The sequence below is a fragment of the Nannocystis bainbridge genome (assembly GCF_028368995.1).
Classification (GTDB): domain Bacteria; phylum Myxococcota_A; class Polyangia; order Nannocystales; family Nannocystaceae; genus Nannocystis; species Nannocystis bainbridge.
Genome location: NZ_JAQNDL010000002.1, coordinates 1,528,332 through 1,544,920, shown reverse-complemented (window position 1 = coordinate 1,544,920; position 16,589 = coordinate 1,528,332). Strand labels below are relative to the sequence as shown.

Sequence of the window (16,589 nt, the reverse complement as noted above, 5' to 3'; positions counted from 1 at the left end):
TTGTCTTCGTTTGCCTGCGCGACCCGGCGGGGCGTGCCGCTGCGGTGCTCCGGTCGCTCTGCTCGGGCACGAGGGGCCGTTACCTCCGCCAGAATGCGGCCAGCACGAGCGCCGCCAGGGCGCCGACGATGGCGGCCTTCTCGGTGCTGCTGACCGGCCGCATGGCGACCCCGCCGTCCGCGGTGGCGCTCCCGGCCCACTGGGCCCCGGGGTAGAGCCGCGAGGTGAGGCTCCACGGGTGCACCGTCACGATAAAGACATTCTCCGGGGACCCCGCGATCCGGCGGATCTCCTGCACGGCCGCGCCCACATCGTCCACGTACTCCAGGACGCACGACACGTAAACCACGGCCGAGTCGCTGGCGAGGTCGATCGGGCCCTTCGTGATGTCCGCCGCGATGCCGACAGGGCAGGCGGGACACCCGGTGAGGTCGACGCAGATATCGCCGCAGTCGTACGCGCGCGCCATTCGCGTGTGCAGGCCCGCGTCGGGATCGCCGATGACGACGAGCGGGCGCCCGGTCGCGGCGGCCCGAGCTGCCGCGGCCTTGAAGCCCTCCGCCCTCTCACGGAACCGCCGGACCGCGGCCGCCCCTTCCGCAAGCGCGACGCCGCCAAGCGCGACGCGGGCGAGGAGGGCCGGCCCACCGAAGCCGACGACCGTTGACGCGAGCGCCAGGACCACGCCGAGATCGGGAGGGCCTGTCCTGGGCACGCTCACGGCTCCGTGGTCAAGTCCTTGCGGAGCCGGAGGTGTAGGTGGCCCGTGTGCCCCGGCCACGTTCCTGTGACCTTATAGGGCCGCTCCAGGAAAGCGAGGTTTCGCGGCGCGGTCGTGCCGACGACTTCGATCCACGGGGCCATGGCTTCCAGGATCGCGGGCACCCGCGGATCCACAGCGACCGCCCCCGGCGTCGGATAGACGCCGTCGGCGGTATAAGCCATGTCGAAGTCCCGCCCCCAGCGGTGGCTCTTGTGCGGCGGGTAAACGTTGCCGGGACCTGCAGCGGGGCCGCCGTCGGCGACCATCAGCTTGCCTCCCAACGCGAGCGCAGCGGTCGCCCCCTTGCGGAGCACGGCGCGCGCTGCTGCGGTCGTCCAGGCCCGTGAGGGGTTCCGGATCTCGAGTCCCGGCTCGTCCACCAGCTGGACCCACAGAGTCGGATCCGCGTCGGGCGGCAGGTCCGTGGGCACCAGCGGCGCCGGCACAGGCGGGGCCGGGTTCGGCGGGGCTGGGTTCGGCGGCGCCGGCTCGGGCGGGGCCGGGTTCAGCGGCGCCGGCTCGGGCGGGGCCGGGTTCGGCGGCGCCGGCTCGGGCGGGGCTGGGTTCGGCGGCGCCGGCTCGGGCGGGGCTGGGTTCGGCGGCGCCGGCTCGGGCGGGGCCGGGTTCGGCGGCGCTGGCCCGGGGCCCTTGCGCCGTGCGAGAGCGGCGAGGACCAGGACGGCGCCAAGGCCGAGGCCGAGGCCGAGGCCGCGGCTCATCACTTCCTCCGCAGCGCGACGACGGCGACGACGAGCACGAGGCCGACCGCCGCGATCTTGAGCGCCGAGCTGACGCCCGCGAGCGGGTTCGGGAGGTCGGGCAACGGCACCACCGGCGGCACGTCGTCGGGGTTCTCGGATGCGTCGTAGCCAACGAGCGGGCCCGGTTCAACGGGCTTGGGCAGCACCTGGTCGAGGGCGACCGCCCAGGCTTCCATCGCCAGTTTCAGCTGGCGCTGGATCTGCGAGAGGGTGCCGACCTTGGCGCCGTCGAAGAAGCCGAGATCGCCGGCGAGCTTCGCGTCGGCATCCTTCCAACTGAGCTCGCCGTATCGGGCCAGGTCCGGCCACGTCTGCGTGTCGTTGCCCCACTGGTCCACGACCACCGCGCGGAGGTTCGCGGCAAAGCTCTTCCAGTTCTTTGCCTCCTTGTGCCACACGGTCACGTCGTTGTCGTCGCACAGCCCGAGACCGAAGGTGCACGGAGCACCCTCGGTTCGTCCCCCCGGAGCCTGCACCGGCCCCCAGCGTCCGATCGCGGCCATCGGTCACACCCCCGGCGGCGTCGGGATCCAGATCACGGCGTAATTCTTGCCCGCGCCCTCGCTGCCCTTCGTCGCGTCGGCGCGCTGCTGGGCGAAGGTTCCGAAAATGGGCATGAACGTGACGCGACCGGACGGGAACAGGTTCTTTTCTGCGGCGACCATGCGGACGAACCGGAGATTTTCGGGCGACGCGTTGACGGCCTGCGCGGCCTGCATGTTGGTCGGCGGCTTGCCGTTGAGGGAGACGCCGCCGGGATATGCAGCCTTCGTGACCTCGAAGAGCGTGTCGCCCGTCTTGATCTGGTAGTAGGCGCCGGGCGTCGGCTTGGCCGTGATCTTCGGCTGCTCCGCGAGCAGACGCTCGCGGACGCAGGCAAGAAGGATCATCACGCGCGCCGAGTCAGCGGGCGTTGACGGGGCTCGCCCGTACGCCCGGACGAACGCAACCCACGTGAGCCACGTGTCGAGCGGGGCGCCGTTCCGGCTCGCGCCGCCCTCGGTCTCCGGCTTGTCCGCAACCGCCGACGCGCACGCGGCCTGCTCGGCGGCCACGTTGGGCACCAACGGCCCGGGCGCGGGCGGAGGCGGAGGCGGAGGCGGAGGCGGAGGCGGAAGATCCGGAGCCGGCTCCGGCTGCGGGTCCGGCTCGGGCTCGGGCTCGGGCGGCGGGCTGGCGGCGTTCGCCTTGCCCATGCCCACGGCCGCGACTACGAGCGCCACGATCACCGCCGGTATGATCAACTTGTTCATGGCTGGCTGGCGCTCCTGGCGACGTGGCGGCCGGTCTCAGATCACGGCGCGGTGACGATCATCGCGTTGGTATGGGCGGCCTTCTCGGCGGTCGAGAGCTCGATCATGTCGCACGCGTCGCACGGCGGGCACGGCCCCACCACGCGCGTCCAATCCGAGCGCCGGCCCCAGAGGGTCACGCGCAGAGAACTGCCGCCGGCGATGGCGGACGGCAGCTGAAACTGGATCCGGGCCTTCGCCTGCGAGGGCACGCCCGTGCACAGCTGCTTGCACTCGCAGCGGCCGTCCGTGATCCCGAGGTACTCGGGGCGCTCGGGCTCCGCGAAGTCCCAGACGTGGACGTAGGAGCCGCCGCTTTCCTGGGCGATGCGCTCGCCCTGCAGCGTGATCTGGCTGATCGGGAGCGCGACCCCGGTCCCGTTCGTCACGTTCTCGACGAGCAGGTGCTCGATGCAGAGGGTATGCGAGACGCCGATCTCGCCGAACAGCACGTCGATCGTGGAGTTCGCCGCGATGGCGCCGGCGGCGGTGCCGGTGAAGGAGACGAGCTTCTGCTCGCGCGTGATCCGACGGATGTCACACGGCGCCAGATCCAGCTGGACCTGCTGGCAGTTCCAGCGGCCGATGTCGGTGGACATCGGGATCGGGGCCCCGGGCATGGCGGGCGCCATGGCCGGCGGGCAGGTCTCGACCGCGGTGTTGTGCTTCAGCGAGCACGCCCCGCCGCTGGCACAGCTGCCGCAGCACGCCCCGGCCGGAGCCGGAGCCGGCCAGCCCGGAGCGGGCGCCGGAGTCGGCCAGCCGGGCGAGGGCACGCCGGGGCCGCCGGGCACGGGGCCGCCGGCCGGGTTCAGCGCTGGCACATTCGACTGTGCCATCGGGGGCAGCGCCGCATTCGTCGACAGCACCTGACAGATGCCCGCGGCGGCGGCGCCCACACGCTGGGCCAGCTGCGCGGCAGCGGTGAAGCCGGCCGCGGAGAGCTGGCCCACGATGTAGGCCGTCACGTCCGGATTGCCGAGCGTCGCGCAAACGCGGGACTTCTCGATGACGAGCCGGCGGAGGAACGCGGCCGCGTCCGTGAGTCCCTGTTGATCGAGCGACTGAGCGATCGTGCTGAGAATATCCATTTTTCAACCTGTCCTTTGGGACATGTTTTCAACTGTCACTCGCGCGCGCGTCAGGGAGCCGCGGGCGCTGAGTACACGCGATAACCCTCGTAGAGGGCGTAACCAGCCATGCCGAGCGAAGCGCCGTACAGACCGACGGCGACCGGCGCCGTCTTGTCGAGGGCCTTACCCGAGACCCTCACGAGCTGCGGCGTGAAGAGAAAGAGCGTGACGCCGATCCCCAGCGTCGCGATCGCGGGGATGTAACTGGTCGCGCCGAACCAGTCCTGCAGATAGCCGTAGCCGAGCCAGGCCAGACCGGCGCCGACACCGACACCGAGGCCCCCGTAGATGCCGATCGTCGGCAGCGTGTACCGAGCGAAAAAACGCTGCTGGCGGCTCGCCTCGGCGACGACTGCGCTTGCGCGTTGCTTCTGCTCGCGCGCGTCGGCGCGGGCCTCCACCAGCTGACGGCCCTGTTGGGCGATCTGCTGGTGCAGCACGGGGAGGCTATTCGAGAGCTTTGCGGCGGCGGCGGCCATTGCAAGAGACCTCGCCGCCCAGAGCGCGCGGACCATTTGCTCGCCAGCAAAAAGGCGAGTGACATGGCATGGACCGTCACAAGATCATCCGGGCTCGCGCGCGTCTCGGCGCGACCCAGGCCGAGCTCGGCGAGCTGCTCGGGCTCGGGCCGAGCGCAGTTCACCGCATCGAGCGGGGCGCCCGCCGACCTCGCGGCCTCGTGCTCGAGGTTTGCCTCGCGCTCGCGCTCGCGCTCGACCGCGACGCGCCGCTCGATGCACTACGCGATCGGCAACTCGCCCGCGGCGAGCGTCTCGCCGCGATCTTCCGGGGTGCGTATGGCTCGCGGTGACGATGTCGCCGACGCGGCCGACCTTCTCGGCGTGCCCCCGGACGCTCCGGTGCGCGACATCAAGAGGGCCTTTCGCAAGCTCACCCTCCGCTGGCATCCCGAGCGCCCCGGCGGCGACGCCAGCCTCTACGCGAGGATCACCGCGGCGTATGAGCTGCTGCTCGAGCCCCCGGTTGCCACGCCCCCGCCGCCCCCTCCACCTCCGCCGCCGCCGAGACCGCCGCCGCGCTCACCCCCGCGTCCCACGTCACCCTCGCTGCGGCTGCGCATCGCCGGCGAGCGAGCTTGGAGCGGCGGTCCCCTGGAGGTCGACGTCGAGGGTCTGGCGTTGCGTGTTCGGCTGCCCGTCGGCGTCGAGCCCGGCGACGTGTTGCTCGGCATGCTCGGGCCCGTCGCCTGCGAGGTCGTGATCGGCGAGGTCGACTACTGGCCATGGCGACGCGAGGGCCGTGACCTTCGCGGCACCCTGATCGTGTCGGCGTACCACGTGGTCACCGGCGAGCCGCTCGACGTGCCGACGCCGTGGGGGGACGTGCGGCTCCGGATGACGCGTGACCGTCGCCCGCTGCGCTTGCGCGGCCGCGGTATCCGCCGGCGCGGCGAGCCCGACGGCGACCTCGTGCTCGACATCGTGGTCGAGCTGCCCGAGCCGGATCCGGCGGTGGCCGCGGCGCTCCGGATGCATCGGCGCCCGCCGCGTATCGCGTAGCGCCCGCAACGCGCCCATTTTCCCCCGCGGGAGAGCGCACGCTTTGCGCTGCGACATCGGTTTGCCTGTCCGTGCCCGCCGGGCCCAACTTCGCCGCACGCGTGCGACAGCAGATCGGCGATCCGCGCGCGCCGGCGGGCTCGGCGACCGGATCCGGCGACTGCCTCGCGCGCGCGCGCGTACTTCTTACGGGATTCTCTAGATCTGAGAGTCCCAAGACTCTCGAAGAGCAGGCGGCCCCTTTGGAGGGGCGCCGCCTGCACGTTGCGGAATTTACTTGGCGCTACTGCATAACGCCGGCGAGTAGCCCCGCGTGGAGCCCGAGGAACCGCGAGATACCGAGTTTGCCGAATTGGAAACGCTCCGGATCACCGCGCCAAAGGCCGGGCACCCGGCGCGCGGTCCATTCCGCGGCGTGGTGACCCTGGTGGCCCGCGTGTCGCGCGCCTGCGCGGACGAGTTCGAGGGAAAGCTCGAGCGGGTGGCCGCGGACGTGCGCCACGGCCGCCCGCGCGTCTATCGCAACGAGCGCGAGATCGTGCCGCCCCGCGGCGACGAGGACGACGTCAGCGTGGAGAGCGTGCCTGTCTCTTCGGACAGCGACGACCGCCGCGACCTGGACGTGCATCAGCGTCACGTCGGGATGCTGCGCGAGCAGGCGCAGCTGCTTCAGCGGCGGATCGAGGACCTCAACACGGAGGCGGAGCGCGCACGAGCTCGCCGCGACAAGGAAGTCGGCACGCTGCAGGCCATGGTCGAACACACGACCGGCCACGCGATCCGCGTCGCCACGCTCGCCGATCAGCACGTCGAGGCGAGCATGCGGAGGACGTTCGAGTTGGACACGATGCAGCAGCAGCAGCGCGCGCTGAGCCTGGAGCAGTACGCCGTCGGGGCGGCTGCGGTCCGCCAGGCGCGCGAAGTCCTCGATGGGTTCATGCTGCGCGATTCGTGGTCCGAGCTGTTTACCGGGGTGCGCGACGTGCTCGGGAGCGTCTTCGACTCCGACATGGGCAAGATCGCGGGCATGCAGCTAAACGCGGTCGTGGCCGCGAAGGTCGCCAAGTGGATGGACCTTCCGGACATGAGCCCGTCCGACGTGCTCGCCGCGACGCTCGTCACCGGCGCCCAATTCCGCAACGCGGCGGAGGCCGTCACCCGCTGGGCCGCGCTGCACAACGCGACCCCGGAGGGCCAAACGGCCGCCGTGGTGGTGTCGATCCTGCGCGGCGATGTCGGGGTCGAAGCTCTCGAAGATCTGAAAGTGGGGTGGGCCGCGCCATGACTTGTTGCCCGAGCTCGGAGAGCGAGAAGGGGGCCGACGCTGGCGAGCGGTCGCTGAGCCGGACCAGTGCGCTGTATGCCGCCGGCGAGCGGTGGACGGTGTTTCGCGGCGATAGCTTGCGCGTGCTGCCGATGCTCGACCGCGTGGACGCGGTGATCACCGATCCGCCCTACAGCAGCGGCGGCGCCATGCGGGGCGACAGGACGCGAGCACCATCGCGTAAGTACCTTGGGACAGGTGGCGACTACTTGCCGCAGTTCGCGGGCGACAACCGGGACGGGCGCGCCTTCTTGACGTGGTCGGCGCTCTGGCTCTCGGCCTGCCTCGACCTCGCCGCGCCGGGGGCGATCCTCTGCGTGTTCACGGACTGGCGACAACTGCCTACGACGACGGACGCCGTCCAGGCGGCGGGCTGGATCTGGAGGGGGGTGATTCCGTGGATCAAGCCGGCGGCCCGTCCCCAGCGAGGGCGGTTCGCGTCGGCGTCCGAGTTCATCGTGTGGGGGAGCGCCGGCCCGATGGCGGCGGATGGACCCTGCCACCCGGGCTATCACATCGGGATGGCGCCGCACGCCCGCGACAACCGGGAGCACATCACGCAGAAGCCGCTCGACCTCCTCGACATGCTCGTGGCGGCCGCGCCTCCGGGTGGGCTCGTGCTCGATCCGTTCCTCGGCTCGGGCACGACCGGCGTCGCCGCCATCAACTCGGGGCGCCGCATCGTCGGGATCGAGCGCGTCGACGAACACGCAGCGCTGGCGGCGCGGAACCTGGCCGAGGCCGAGACCGGATTCAGCCAGGGGCGGGGGCGCCAGCTGGCGCTCGGGCCTGTGAGCGAGGCGGCCGGACTGTGCACCGGCGACGCGAGCGGCGAGTAGGGGACGTGGCGGAGATTCTCCTGAAGGGCTGCATCGCGCTCGGCGGCGGGTTCTTCCTTGAGGAAGTCTTGTTCGACCTCTGGAAGTGGGCCCGGCGTGAGGGCACGAGAAGTGCCCCCGCCGCGAGACCGGCGAGTAAGTAGCCATGATCGGTCCGTTCGCTCTCTATCTCGATCACGACACCGGCCTCTGGCAACTGCTGCCCTTCGACGGGCTCGGCGGAAAAGGCGGCGGCGTCGGCCTCGGCTCCAAGAAGCCGAGGAACGTCAACGCCGCGCCGGCCTCGGTCGGTATGGCCCCGCGCGCCAGCCGGGAGGATCACAAGCACGACACCGACACCGCCGCGCCGGTCGCGGTGAGCGGCCCCGGCAACGCGGAGGGCACCGCGGACAGCCTCGCACGGTCCGACCACGCCCACCGCCTGGAGCTGATGGTCTACCAGGGCGGCACCCTGGTCGGCGCACGGCCCGGGCTGTCATTCGTCGGCCCCGGTCTCGTCGTGTCGGACGATCCCGACCTGGACGTCGTGACCGTTACGACAGCCGCCGACGGCCTCGGCACGGCGAACGCGGCTGGTACCGTCACGCTCACCCCGGTCTCCGCACCGTGCCTCGCCACGCCGTTTGCGGTGCCGCCGGGAATCTGGGAGGTCGAGCTCTACGCGAGCGCCACCGTCGCAATCTCGCATCCGGGTACGCCGGGCGCCGAGGCTGTCGGGGGTGTTTTTAACCTCGAAGTCGCGGGCGAGACGCCGCTGACGACTCGGCAGTTGATCACGTCGTCGGTCGATCCGACCTACACCGAGCTGTCGCTGTCGGCACACGGGACCATCACCCTCGGCGAGGGTTCCTACACGGCCGAGCTCAACGCCTACGCGATGCTCGTGCCTGACGCGGACGTTGGTGTGCGCTGGCGCTACCTCGGCGTGCGCCTGCTTCGGTTCGGCGTGTGAGCGGACCCCGGCCGGCGAGCACCCCGCCGACCGCGCCCGGGCCGCCCACCTGATCCGAGACCCACGTCGCGGGAGTTCGCGCACTCGCGGCGGGCGCCAGGCGGGGACGCGAAGGGCCCCCCGCCGTGCGATCCGGGCGGAGAATTGTCTCCGCCCGGCGGATCGCATCCCGGTCTTTATGTGGGCGCGGCGGGGCCGCTCGGCGAGGGATGTGGTACGCGCAGCGTCCCGCCCTCGGAGCGCGGTGCGAGGCCGGGGAAGTAGGGACCCTCGACCGACGACGGTCCCGCCTGGTTACCTCCAGGCGGGCCCGTCGTTTTATTTATAGCGAGGCTCCCGCGCCGGCGGGGTGAGCGTGCGCTCGGAGCACGCTGCGGCATGCGAGGTCGAGAGACTCGGGGTTGCGGGAGCCCAAGAGCTTTTCAGGACCTGGAAATGGCGAAGCCCTGGCGACCAGGTCGCCAGGGCTTCGCTGTTTCACGGTTCGAGCGAACTACACCTCGTTCGCTGGCTCCTCGTCGTCCGAGGATGCTAGCGGCGCGGGAGCGGCGACGGGGTCGGCTTGCCCTGCTCCCGGACGGCCTGTTGCAGAGTTCGGAGCGCCTGTTGCGCCTGATCCCTCCGCAGTTGCTCCGTCGCTCTCAAAGTCTTCGCCACTTCCGCCGGCGTCTGTAGCGTCTGATTTTTGCTTCGCATCTTGAGACTCTTCTAGCTCTGGTTGATGTTGGGGATTCAAAAAGCAGATCTGGGTCGGTTCGGCTGGCTCACGCAGAATACCAAACAACCTCTTGACGATCTTCATTTCTTCATTTGACGGCTCGCGCACCCGCTCGAAGAGGGTCCTGGCCTCTTCCCGGTCGATCACGTACCCGTGATCGGGGAACGCGCTGACCAGGAGAGACAACACGTCAGCCCGTGGGTTCGCCTTGACGTTGCGCTGCAAGCGCATTCCGTAAACGCGCGCGACGGTGAGCGCGCGCTGCATTTCGCCCACTTTCATGGGTTCAATCTGGGAGTAGATGCCACTGTAAAGGCCGGTCACGAGCGACGAGGCGATTTCCGCCGCCGTGCGCGTTGTCAGTGAGATCTCTTTCAGACTCAGAAAGTGTTGTTGGAAAGCTACAACAGTCTGCGCATCCAACGACATCATGGCCTGCGAAGGAGTCAGACCCGAGCTTCGCTCGTCGATCTCATCCGTCTTCCGCATCTGCACATCCAGGGGCCCCAACTCTGCGAGGTCGCCCATGATGAGCTCATTTGCTCCTGTGGCAAGAAGGGTGCCAGCGCTCTTGCACCGCCCTGTGACCAAAACGAAGAATTGGGTGTATTTCTGCTGAAGACACCTTGAAATCCGGTAGGCTGTGTGTGCATCGCCGCCGTACGTTGCCAGAAGGAGCAAGATATTAGGCCGACGTGCCCGCCTGTTGCAAAGCTCGATCACCGTGTCTTCGTTGCCGGGCTCGATATCCCCGCTGTAAACGAGGATATCCGCATTTAGCGCTGCCGCCAACGCTTCAATCTCTGCCGCAAACTCTGCTTTGTCAGTCTTGGATGGTTCACTTTCCATTTACTCAAGGTACCAGACTCGTGAGCGGCAATACACTGCATTGAGGAGGGAGAAGGCCACTCCGGCGGTGGCGTCCCAGTAGGGCAGAGCATTTTCGCGCCGTCTGTCCTTGGATGACTCAGTAGAAGACCCCTGATGGGCCTGGTACGCTCCGCATGAAGGGGTGCATGCATGTCATCCGCGCGGACTTTGTACAACTACGACCGTACAGTGGTCGGTTTCCATGGAACGAGGGGTGAGACGGCCGCTCGCTTAGTTGATGGTACGGCGGTCGGCAAGAGCGAGAACGATGACGATTGGCTGGGACACGGGATTTACTTTTGGGAGTATGCCCCTCAGCAAGCATGGCGCTGGGCGAGACAGCGCCATGGCAAGGAGGCCGCCGTGGTGGGCGCGCTTATTCGGCTCGGGCGTTGTTTTGACCTTTTGGACCCGGAAAACGTCCCTGTGCTACAGGCCGCGCACGCTGACTTCGTTCTGGCCATGCGAGCGACCGGTGCTCCCCTTCCAGAGAATGTCAAGAAAAATAAGCGCTTAGACTGTGCCGTTTTCAACTACTTCTGCGGCAAGATGGTGCAAGATGGGCAAGACTTTGAAAGTATTCGGGCGGCCTTCGTGCCCGGTAGCTCGTCGGCGGGTGGTCTGGAGCGCGCCTGGAAGGGAAGTGGAATTTTTAAGAACGCGCACATCCAACTTTGCGTGCGACGCGCGCCGAATATCGTGGCAATCTGGTCGATGAAACGAGACGGACGCTATGGCCGAGACGAAGACCCGGGCTTCGAAACAGAAAGCGGTTGAGCACGCTTTGACTCCCCAGGAAATGATTGCGGCGGTTCAAAAGGGCTCGCTCAAGGAGAAAGTGAAGCTCTTGAAGTCGCTCGGAATCGTCACGAAAAGCGGGAACCTGAGTCAGCGATACCGGCGCGCCGAGGAGATTTCACGCGCATCGGAGGAACTGTAAAACTCCGAGGCGGTGAGGCGGGCGGCGCGACCGCTTCGTCGCCGCTCTGTGCGCTTTGGCGACCGCCGCCCGAGCTTGTTGGGTCGCGCTTCGTGGTGCAGCTGTACACGCTGGGACATGGGCTCTGAGAGGATAGAAGACTCGCTCCGCCCACATGCCCGGCGGGCAGTTCGCAGGAGCGAGTCCTGAGATTAACTGTTGACGCGGCCGGAGCGCCCTGCTAGCCCCGATCGGTGCCCGCCCCAGCGGGCCGGAGGGCAAAACATGCAGCCGATCGACGCGCCGGCCGAGGCCGGCGTTGGATTGACCGACGGTTTCCTAAACTGTAGGTCGCAGGTTCGATCCCTGCTGTGGGCGCTAGCGTCCAGTCCCCCTCGAGGGGGCTGGACAGCCTCATGACATGGAGGCGCGCTCGCGGCGGAGACGTGGTGCCGCAGCAAGCTCCGGCCCGAGTTGCGGTGCTGCGAGGACGTCCCGCTGGCTCGATCGCGGACCTGCCGATCGTCGCTCCGCGAGATGGGGGTCGCTCTCACGCAATCCGACCGTCTGCCCGGGTGGGCAAGTTCAGCTTCTCGCGCGGACCTTCGTGCTTCGCTGCCGGCGCCCTTTCCCGGCCGGCAGCCGGCGCTGGACGTAGCCGCCTGGGGCGCCGAGCCAGGAGGCCACGGCTTGGAGCAGGCCGCGCGAGGGCACGATTTTGAGGTCGGGGACGAACATGATCTGCCAGCCGTCCGCGCGGCGCTCGACCTGGGCGCCGGCGTCGGCGAGCTGCTGGCGCGGCGCCTCAGCGAGCAGCGCCTCGTGGACGTAGGTGTAGGGCGTGACGAACGACGGCAGGCGGCCGCGGCGGACCTCGTCGAGCGGCACGAGGGCCGGCGTCGGTTCCTCGTCGGCCGTGCCGTTGGCCAGCGCGAACGACGGCCGCAGCGTCGGGATCAGCGCGGTCATAACAGCCACGGTCCGCGTCCAGATCTCGCGGACCTCGTCGGGTCCGAAAAGGCCCGCGCGGACCGAGAAGTAGAGCCGCGACGCCGATCGCGTGCGGCCGAACATCACACCGAAGCTGTCGGTCTCCGCACGAGCGGGGCACCGCAGATAGACCATCTCGCCAGCTGCTTCGAACTGCGCCAGGTCACCGGCGAGGATGGCCGCGTCGATGGCTTCATCGGGTTCGACGGGACCTCCGAGCGCTGCTGCGAGCGGCACGAGGCTGTCGCGCAGGCCGGCTCGACCGCCGGCTCGACCGCCGGCGCGAAGTACAGCGCCGCCACCACGTTGCTCGCGTGGTCAGTCGGATCGGGGCCAGCAGCAGGGGGCGACATCAGGTCGTCATCCTACCCCGCGTGAGGTGAGGCTCGAGCCGGGCTCATCCCAGCGGCCGCAGCGTCTGCAGCAAGCGCAGGCACCAGCGCAGCGACGGATGGTCCTCGTCCTGCGCGCTGCAGAACACCTCGACCTCGTGAGGGCCGACCGCGATCTGCCCCGTCAATGCTGCCTCCGGCCCGCCGCTGCCGCCGTCGCGGTGCTCGATGCGGCCCCGCAACACGGCCTTGCCGAGCGCGGCGTCGAGGCGCACCCCGGGGTCGCCCGCGAGCGCCAGGCCCCGATCTCGCTTCGGCCCAGGCCCCCCGAACTCGAGCAGCTCCGGCGCACGTCGTCCTGGCCCGATCACCACCCGCACCCAGCGCCCGCGCACCTCGACGAGCGCCGACGCCGGCACCTCGAGCTGCGCCTGCAACTGCGGCACGGCGATCGTTCGTCGCGCCTCCTCGGCCTGCGCCACCTCGCCCGCGCACGCCATCGAGTGCAGCGCGAGCGCGCCGAGACCGAGCAGCCAACGATTCGCCCCGTGCCGCCTCACGCCGTGATGGTCCCATGTCCTGCGCCGCCGGGCCAACCGATGCGCGCGAGCGCGTCACGGCCCGCAGGGGTACGCCGCCGATGGGTCAGGCGCCGCCTCGAGCACGTGCCGGTCGCCGGTCCGAGCGTCGTCCTGCAACGCAGTATCGGCGTCGCTCCAGGTTCGTCGCCGGGGGGCAGGGCGTGGTCGTACTTTGCGTCAGGTCCGACGAATGGGGGCGGACGGGTATGACCATACCGGGTGCCTCAAAGAGCTTCTCGGACAGATGTCCGAATTGCGCTCGTGCCACCGCGCCATGCAAGGGCAGGAGAAGGACCGCGAAACCGGCTCTCAAGGCCCCGTGGCGCGCCTTCCGGTGAATTCGACGATTTCGTGCCTGCCCGTGAAACCAAACCCGGTCCAGCGCGAAGCGAGGACGACCAGACACCTGTCCGCGATTCGCAGTGTCGGATACTGCCACCAGCGCCCCGCGTTGTCGGTTTGGAATCAGTTCCGGGCGGCGCTACCGCGGCTGCAAGCAGGCTCGGGTGGACGCGCCCCGCCAGGATACGGTCCAGCGAGCCGATGGCCGGTCTGAACAAAGTCGGCTGGACGATGCTCGACGATGGGCTATCACTGACATGCGACTGTGGCGCGCCGAGCCTGCCTCGGGGCCCCCTCGCGTGTGGAAGACCTAACTTCCAGGCGGCACCCCCATGCAGTCCATTGGAGCACCCGTCAACATCTACAAGGGCCGTGAAGCGCTCCGCCGCGGCGTCGTCGCCTCGGAGGACCCGACCGGCATCGCCGTCGTCCTGGCCCCGCAAGCGACGGAAGAGCCGCTGCCGACGCTGTCGCGCTGGGGCGCGCTGGTCGTGCCGCGGCGTCCGCAGCCCGAGCGCGTGTTCTTCTCGTGGGACGAGGTCGTCGAGGACGACCGGAGCGGGCCAGTGCGCAGCATCGTCCTGCGCGACCATCCCTACGACAGCGCCCAGTGCCCGCGGTCGGCGAACGACCCGACCAGCCCGGTGACCTAGCGTGCACGCCCCGTGGCGATGCGTCCGGTACGTAGGCGGACACGAATCGATTGTGCGCGTCTGGGCGCGGTGACTTGTGCGACCCGCTGCAGACGCGATGATGCAAGCGAGCTCGTCCGCAACCGTCATGGCGACCGTCCGCGTGATCCCATCGCGCTACTCGCAATAGGCGAATGACAGTACCGCGAATCGAAGCGCGCTCAATCGAGGTACCATTCGCCGTTGGGGCAGGCGCGGGCGACGTACTGTTCGCCGACCACGAAGCCGCGAGACAGCGCCGGGTCTCGCAGCTCGATCGCCAGCGTCGCGCGGTACAGCCAGGCGGCCTCGTTGGCGCGAACGAGCGGCTCGAGGGCACGAACGGCGACGTCGGCGACGAACGCGTCGGCCTGGAGGCCGTCGTCCTCGTCCGCCTGGCGCTCCGCGGCGGCCTTGAGGTCGCTGTCGCCGTACTCCGTGAGCAGCTGGGCGGCGAAGGTGCGGGCGCGCGAGCCCATGCTCGTCGAGATCGCAAGCTCGGTCCGCGGGGCCGGATCGCCCGCGCGAGGGCTGCCGATCAACAGCCGATCGATGGCCGCCATGTCGGGGTGACACTCGGTGACCTCGAGGACGACGAGGCCCTCGCGGACCTCGGTGATCTTGATGCGCTGGTAGTCGCTACCCATGGCGTTCGAGCATAACGAAGTCGGATGGGAGAGGGGACGAGGCCCGGGCCAGGGCTCGGGGCATCACGAATCCGCGGCCCGAACCACCGAGACCCGCGGCCCGTCAGTCGCCAGGATGGCGGAGAGGCCTGGCATGCGGTCGCGGGAGAACCCGCGGGTCGTGAGCCGACGCGAACCCGGTCGACCGAATCAATCGTCGCGGACGACGATCAGGCCATGCCGCGCTGCTGACGGGCCCACGTCTCGAAGCTCATCAGCGAGAGGCCGAAGGAGCGGGCGATCTCCGGCCGTGCCAGCACCGGGGCGACGTTCATGTACATCAGTCCTCCCGCGACGGCGGGATGCAGACCGGCCGCGACCGCCTCCTCGACCGTGCCCGACTCCACCACGTACTGCTTGCCGTCGACGCGCGACAGGACCTCGGCGATCTGTGGCAGCGTGAGCAGGTCGCCGGCGAGTTGCAGCGTGACACCGTCGAACCTGGCCGGGTCGAGGATCGCCGCCGCCGCCGCCTTGCCGATGTCCTCCGGGGCGATCAGCCCCATGGGCAGGTCGGGCTTGAACACGGTGACCAGGCGATGCCCGTCGGCGAACCCGGCCGGATCGAGCATGGGATGGTCCATGAAGGTGGCAGGCAGAAGGATGGTCCAGTGCTCGAAGCCCGCGTTGCGCACGAGCTCGCAGGTGGCGAGCTTGTTCTCCCAGTACTCCTCGCGGTCCTTCCACCGACCCTCGGCCCAACCCTCGACGTCGCGGTGGTCGCCGACGCCCGACGTGGCGGTGTGCACGATCGTCCCGACGCCCTCGGCCAGCGCGGCCTCGACGAGGTTGCGCCCCTGCGCGCGCTCCTTGCTGAAGTCGACGCCGCTCGCGGTCATGATCGGCGACTGCATCGAGAACACGGCCCGGGCCCCGACGCAGGCGGCGCGCAGAGACGCCGGGTCGTCGAGGTCGCCGACGACCACCTCGGCGCCAGCAGCCGCGAGGGCCCTCGCGTTCGGCGCATCCGGGTTGCGCACCATCACACGAACCAAGGTTCCGCCTTCGGCCAGCAGCGCCCTGGCGGTGGCGCCGCCCTGGCGCCCCGTGGCGGCGGTGACGAGAACGGGCTTGTTGCTGCTCATGCTATGCTCCTGTTCACAAATGGGGTTGCCCACCGTTTATGCCTCGCAGGCAAGATATGGGGTGCCACCCCGTTTGTCGAGGAGCAAAATCGCCCATGGAGCGCGCTAAAAAACTGCGAGCTGACGGGCAACGCAACCGGGAGCGCATCGTCGCGGCCGCCGCGGAGCTGGTCGCCCGGGACGGCGCCCAGGCGTCGCTGGAGGAGGTCGCGCAGCGGGCAGGGGTCGGCTCGGCGACGCTGCACCGGCATTTCTCGTCGCGGCAAGCGCTGCTGGAGGCGGTCTTCCGCGCCGGCGTCGCGCAGCTGTGCGAGCGCGCAGCGGCGCAGCCGGGGGAGGACCCGGGCGCCGAGTTGGCCGCGTGGCTCGAGGAGATGACGGTCTACGCAGCGACCCATCGCGGGCTGGCCACGGCGCTGCTGGCCGGCCCGGACGGTCTGTCGACCGAAGAGGTCTGCTGCACCGACATGCTGCTCGGCGTGCTGGAAGTCCTGGTAGCCCGGGCGTCGTCGGCGGGCGCGCTGCAAGCGGGCGCCACGTCGCGAGACCTGATGGTCCTGGCGAACGCGGTGGCCGTCGCCACCGAGAACGATCCGGCCACCACGAGCCGGCTGCTGCGCCTCGCGCTCACGGGCATTCGCACCGCTTCGTCGCCAGGAGAGGTCGGCTCCGCGTCACCGGGGTGCACCGGGCCGCGTCGTTCGAGCTGACCTCCGGGGCGCGCCCCAAAAACTCTCGGGCGCTCGCGAGGATCTCCGGGCCGCGTCGCTCGAGCTGACCTTCGGGGCGCGCCCAAAAAAACTCTCGGGCG

19 protein-coding genes are annotated in these 16,589 nt (G+C 69.6%); 8 read left to right on the top strand and 11 right to left on the bottom strand.

The features are described from left to right. Nucleotides 1–79 precede the first annotated feature (79 nt). The 6 genes from POL25_RS23720 to POL25_RS23695 all read right to left on the bottom strand — a co-directional run bounded on the left by POL25_RS23720 (nt 80) and on the right by POL25_RS23695 (nt 4,428). The gene (locus tag POL25_RS23720; protein ID WP_272088426.1) at nt 80–685 is read right to left on the bottom strand and encodes a hypothetical protein; all 606 of its coding nucleotides are present in this window, start codon (nt 683–685) and stop codon (nt 80–82) included. Nucleotides 686–717: 32 nt separating this feature from the next. Continuing rightward, nucleotides 718–1,482 (bottom strand): hypothetical protein, encoded by a 765-nt coding sequence (locus POL25_RS23715; protein WP_272088425.1) that lies wholly within the window; start codon nt 1,480–1,482, stop codon nt 718–720. Next, nucleotides 1,482–2,027, bottom strand: a complete 546-nt coding sequence (locus tag POL25_RS23710; protein WP_272088424.1) for a hypothetical protein — start codon at nt 2,025–2,027, stop codon at nt 1,482–1,484. Before POL25_RS23710 ends, POL25_RS23715 begins: the two co-directional genes overlap by 1 nt. Nucleotides 2,028–2,030: 3 nt before the next feature. After that, nucleotides 2,031–2,579 (bottom strand): hypothetical protein, encoded by a 549-nt coding sequence (locus tag POL25_RS23705; RefSeq protein ID WP_272088423.1) that lies wholly within the window; start codon nt 2,577–2,579, stop codon nt 2,031–2,033. Nucleotides 2,580–2,818: 239 nt separating this feature from the next. After that, nucleotides 2,819–3,907, bottom strand: a complete 1,089-nt coding sequence (locus POL25_RS23700; protein WP_272088422.1) for a hypothetical protein — start codon at nt 3,905–3,907, stop codon at nt 2,819–2,821. A gap of 50 nt (nt 3,908–3,957) precedes the next feature. Beyond that, nucleotides 3,958–4,428, bottom strand: a complete 471-nt coding sequence (locus POL25_RS23695; protein ID WP_272088421.1) for a hypothetical protein — start codon at nt 4,426–4,428, stop codon at nt 3,958–3,960. A 68-nt stretch (nt 4,429–4,496) separates the two neighbouring features. Here POL25_RS23695 and POL25_RS44955 point away from each other — a divergent pair, with 68 nt between their 5' ends. The 5 genes from POL25_RS44955 (at nt 4,497) to POL25_RS23675 (ending at nt 8,584) form a co-directional block, all read left to right on the top strand. Beyond that, on the top strand, nt 4,497–4,760 hold the full coding sequence (locus tag POL25_RS44955) for a helix-turn-helix transcriptional regulator (protein WP_373372102.1): 264 nt from the start codon (nt 4,497–4,499) through the stop codon (nt 4,758–4,760). Further along, nucleotides 4,684–5,469 carry a DnaJ C-terminal domain-containing protein gene (locus POL25_RS23690; protein ID WP_373372101.1) on the top strand — a complete coding sequence of 262 codons (786 nt, stop codon included), beginning with the start codon at nt 4,684–4,686 and terminating at the stop codon, nt 5,467–5,469. Before POL25_RS44955 ends, POL25_RS23690 begins: the two co-directional genes overlap by 77 nt. A gap of 313 nt (nt 5,470–5,782) precedes the next feature. Continuing rightward, a complete protein-coding gene (locus tag POL25_RS23685) occupies nt 5,783–6,754 on the top strand; it encodes a hypothetical protein (protein WP_272088419.1) in 972 nt (323 codons plus the stop codon). Further along, the gene (locus POL25_RS23680) at nt 6,751–7,632 is read left to right on the top strand and encodes a DNA-methyltransferase (protein WP_272088418.1); all 882 of its coding nucleotides are present in this window, start codon (nt 6,751–6,753) and stop codon (nt 7,630–7,632) included. The genes POL25_RS23685 and POL25_RS23680 overlap by 4 nt, the downstream gene beginning before the upstream one ends. 145 nt (nt 7,633–7,777) lie before the next feature. Next, nucleotides 7,778–8,584 (top strand): hypothetical protein, encoded by an 807-nt coding sequence (locus POL25_RS23675; RefSeq protein WP_272088417.1) that lies wholly within the window; start codon nt 7,778–7,780, stop codon nt 8,582–8,584. Between the two features lie 493 nt (nt 8,585–9,077). Here the strand turns inward: POL25_RS23675 and POL25_RS23670 are convergent, their stop codons facing one another. After that, a complete protein-coding gene (locus POL25_RS23670; protein WP_272088416.1) occupies nt 9,078–10,151 on the bottom strand; it encodes a S49 family peptidase domain-containing protein in 1,074 nt (357 codons plus the stop codon). Nucleotides 10,152–10,340: 189 nt separating this feature from the next. On the opposite strand from POL25_RS23670, the gene POL25_RS23665 reads away from it, so the two are divergent. Further along, nucleotides 10,341–10,949, top strand: a complete 609-nt coding sequence (locus POL25_RS23665; RefSeq protein WP_272088415.1) for a hypothetical protein — start codon at nt 10,341–10,343, stop codon at nt 10,947–10,949. A 727-nt stretch (nt 10,950–11,676) separates the two neighbouring features. Here POL25_RS23665 and POL25_RS23660 read toward each other — a convergent pair. Next, nucleotides 11,677–12,318, bottom strand: a complete 642-nt coding sequence (locus POL25_RS23660) for a hypothetical protein (protein WP_272088414.1) — start codon at nt 12,316–12,318, stop codon at nt 11,677–11,679. Between the two features lie 160 nt (nt 12,319–12,478). Beyond that, the gene (locus POL25_RS23655) at nt 12,479–12,973 is read right to left on the bottom strand and encodes a hypothetical protein (protein ID WP_272088413.1); all 495 of its coding nucleotides are present in this window, start codon (nt 12,971–12,973) and stop codon (nt 12,479–12,481) included. Nucleotides 12,974–13,668: 695 nt separating this feature from the next. On the opposite strand from POL25_RS23655, the gene POL25_RS23650 reads away from it, so the two are divergent. Further along, on the top strand, nt 13,669–13,989 hold the full coding sequence (locus POL25_RS23650; protein ID WP_272088412.1) for a hypothetical protein: 321 nt from the start codon (nt 13,669–13,671) through the stop codon (nt 13,987–13,989). A 200-nt stretch (nt 13,990–14,189) separates the two neighbouring features. On the opposite strand, the gene POL25_RS23645 is transcribed toward POL25_RS23650, so the two are convergent. Continuing rightward, nucleotides 14,190–14,654, bottom strand: a complete 465-nt coding sequence (locus POL25_RS23645; RefSeq protein WP_272088411.1) for a hypothetical protein — start codon at nt 14,652–14,654, stop codon at nt 14,190–14,192. A 209-nt stretch (nt 14,655–14,863) separates the two neighbouring features. Next, a complete protein-coding gene (locus POL25_RS23640; RefSeq protein WP_272088410.1) occupies nt 14,864–15,778 on the bottom strand; it encodes an NmrA family NAD(P)-binding protein in 915 nt (304 codons plus the stop codon). A gap of 95 nt (nt 15,779–15,873) precedes the next feature. On the opposite strand from POL25_RS23640, the gene POL25_RS23635 reads away from it, so the two are divergent. Then, nucleotides 15,874–16,488: a TetR/AcrR family transcriptional regulator gene (locus POL25_RS23635; protein WP_272088409.1), complete on the top strand. Its 615-nt coding sequence runs from the start codon at nt 15,874–15,876 to the stop codon at nt 16,486–16,488. The last annotated feature ends 101 nt before the right edge of the window (nt 16,489–16,589 follow it).

Coding starts and splice junctions, on each gene's coding strand:
- POL25_RS23715 (WP_272088425.1), bottom strand. CDS start 1,482: ATGAGCCGCGGCCTCGGCCTCGGCCTCGGCCTTGGCGCCGTCCTGGTC.
- POL25_RS23710 (WP_272088424.1), bottom strand. CDS start 2,027: ATGGCCGCGATCGGACGCTGGGGGCCGGTGCAGGCTCCGGGGGGACGA.
- POL25_RS23700 (WP_272088422.1), bottom strand. CDS start 3,907: ATGGATATTCTCAGCACGATCGCTCAGTCGCTCGATCAACAGGGACTC.
- POL25_RS23695 (WP_272088421.1), bottom strand. CDS start 4,428: ATGGCCGCCGCCGCCGCAAAGCTCTCGAATAGCCTCCCCGTGCTGCAC.
- POL25_RS44955 (WP_373372102.1), top strand. CDS start 4,497: ATGGACCGTCACAAGATCATCCGGGCTCGCGCGCGTCTCGGCGCGACC.
- POL25_RS23690 (WP_373372101.1), top strand. CDS start 4,684: ATGCACTACGCGATCGGCAACTCGCCCGCGGCGAGCGTCTCGCCGCGA.
- POL25_RS23680 (WP_272088418.1), top strand. CDS start 6,751: ATGACTTGTTGCCCGAGCTCGGAGAGCGAGAAGGGGGCCGACGCTGGC.
- POL25_RS23675 (WP_272088417.1), top strand. CDS start 7,778: ATGATCGGTCCGTTCGCTCTCTATCTCGATCACGACACCGGCCTCTGG.
- POL25_RS23670 (WP_272088416.1), bottom strand. CDS start 10,151: ATGGAAAGTGAACCATCCAAGACTGACAAAGCAGAGTTTGCGGCAGAG.
- POL25_RS23650 (WP_272088412.1), top strand. CDS start 13,669: ATGCAGTCCATTGGAGCACCCGTCAACATCTACAAGGGCCGTGAAGCG.
- POL25_RS23645 (WP_272088411.1), bottom strand. CDS start 14,654: ATGGGTAGCGACTACCAGCGCATCAAGATCACCGAGGTCCGCGAGGGC.
- POL25_RS23640 (WP_272088410.1), bottom strand. CDS start 15,778: ATGAGCAGCAACAAGCCCGTTCTCGTCACCGCCGCCACGGGGCGCCAG.
- POL25_RS23635 (WP_272088409.1), top strand. CDS start 15,874: ATGGAGCGCGCTAAAAAACTGCGAGCTGACGGGCAACGCAACCGGGAG.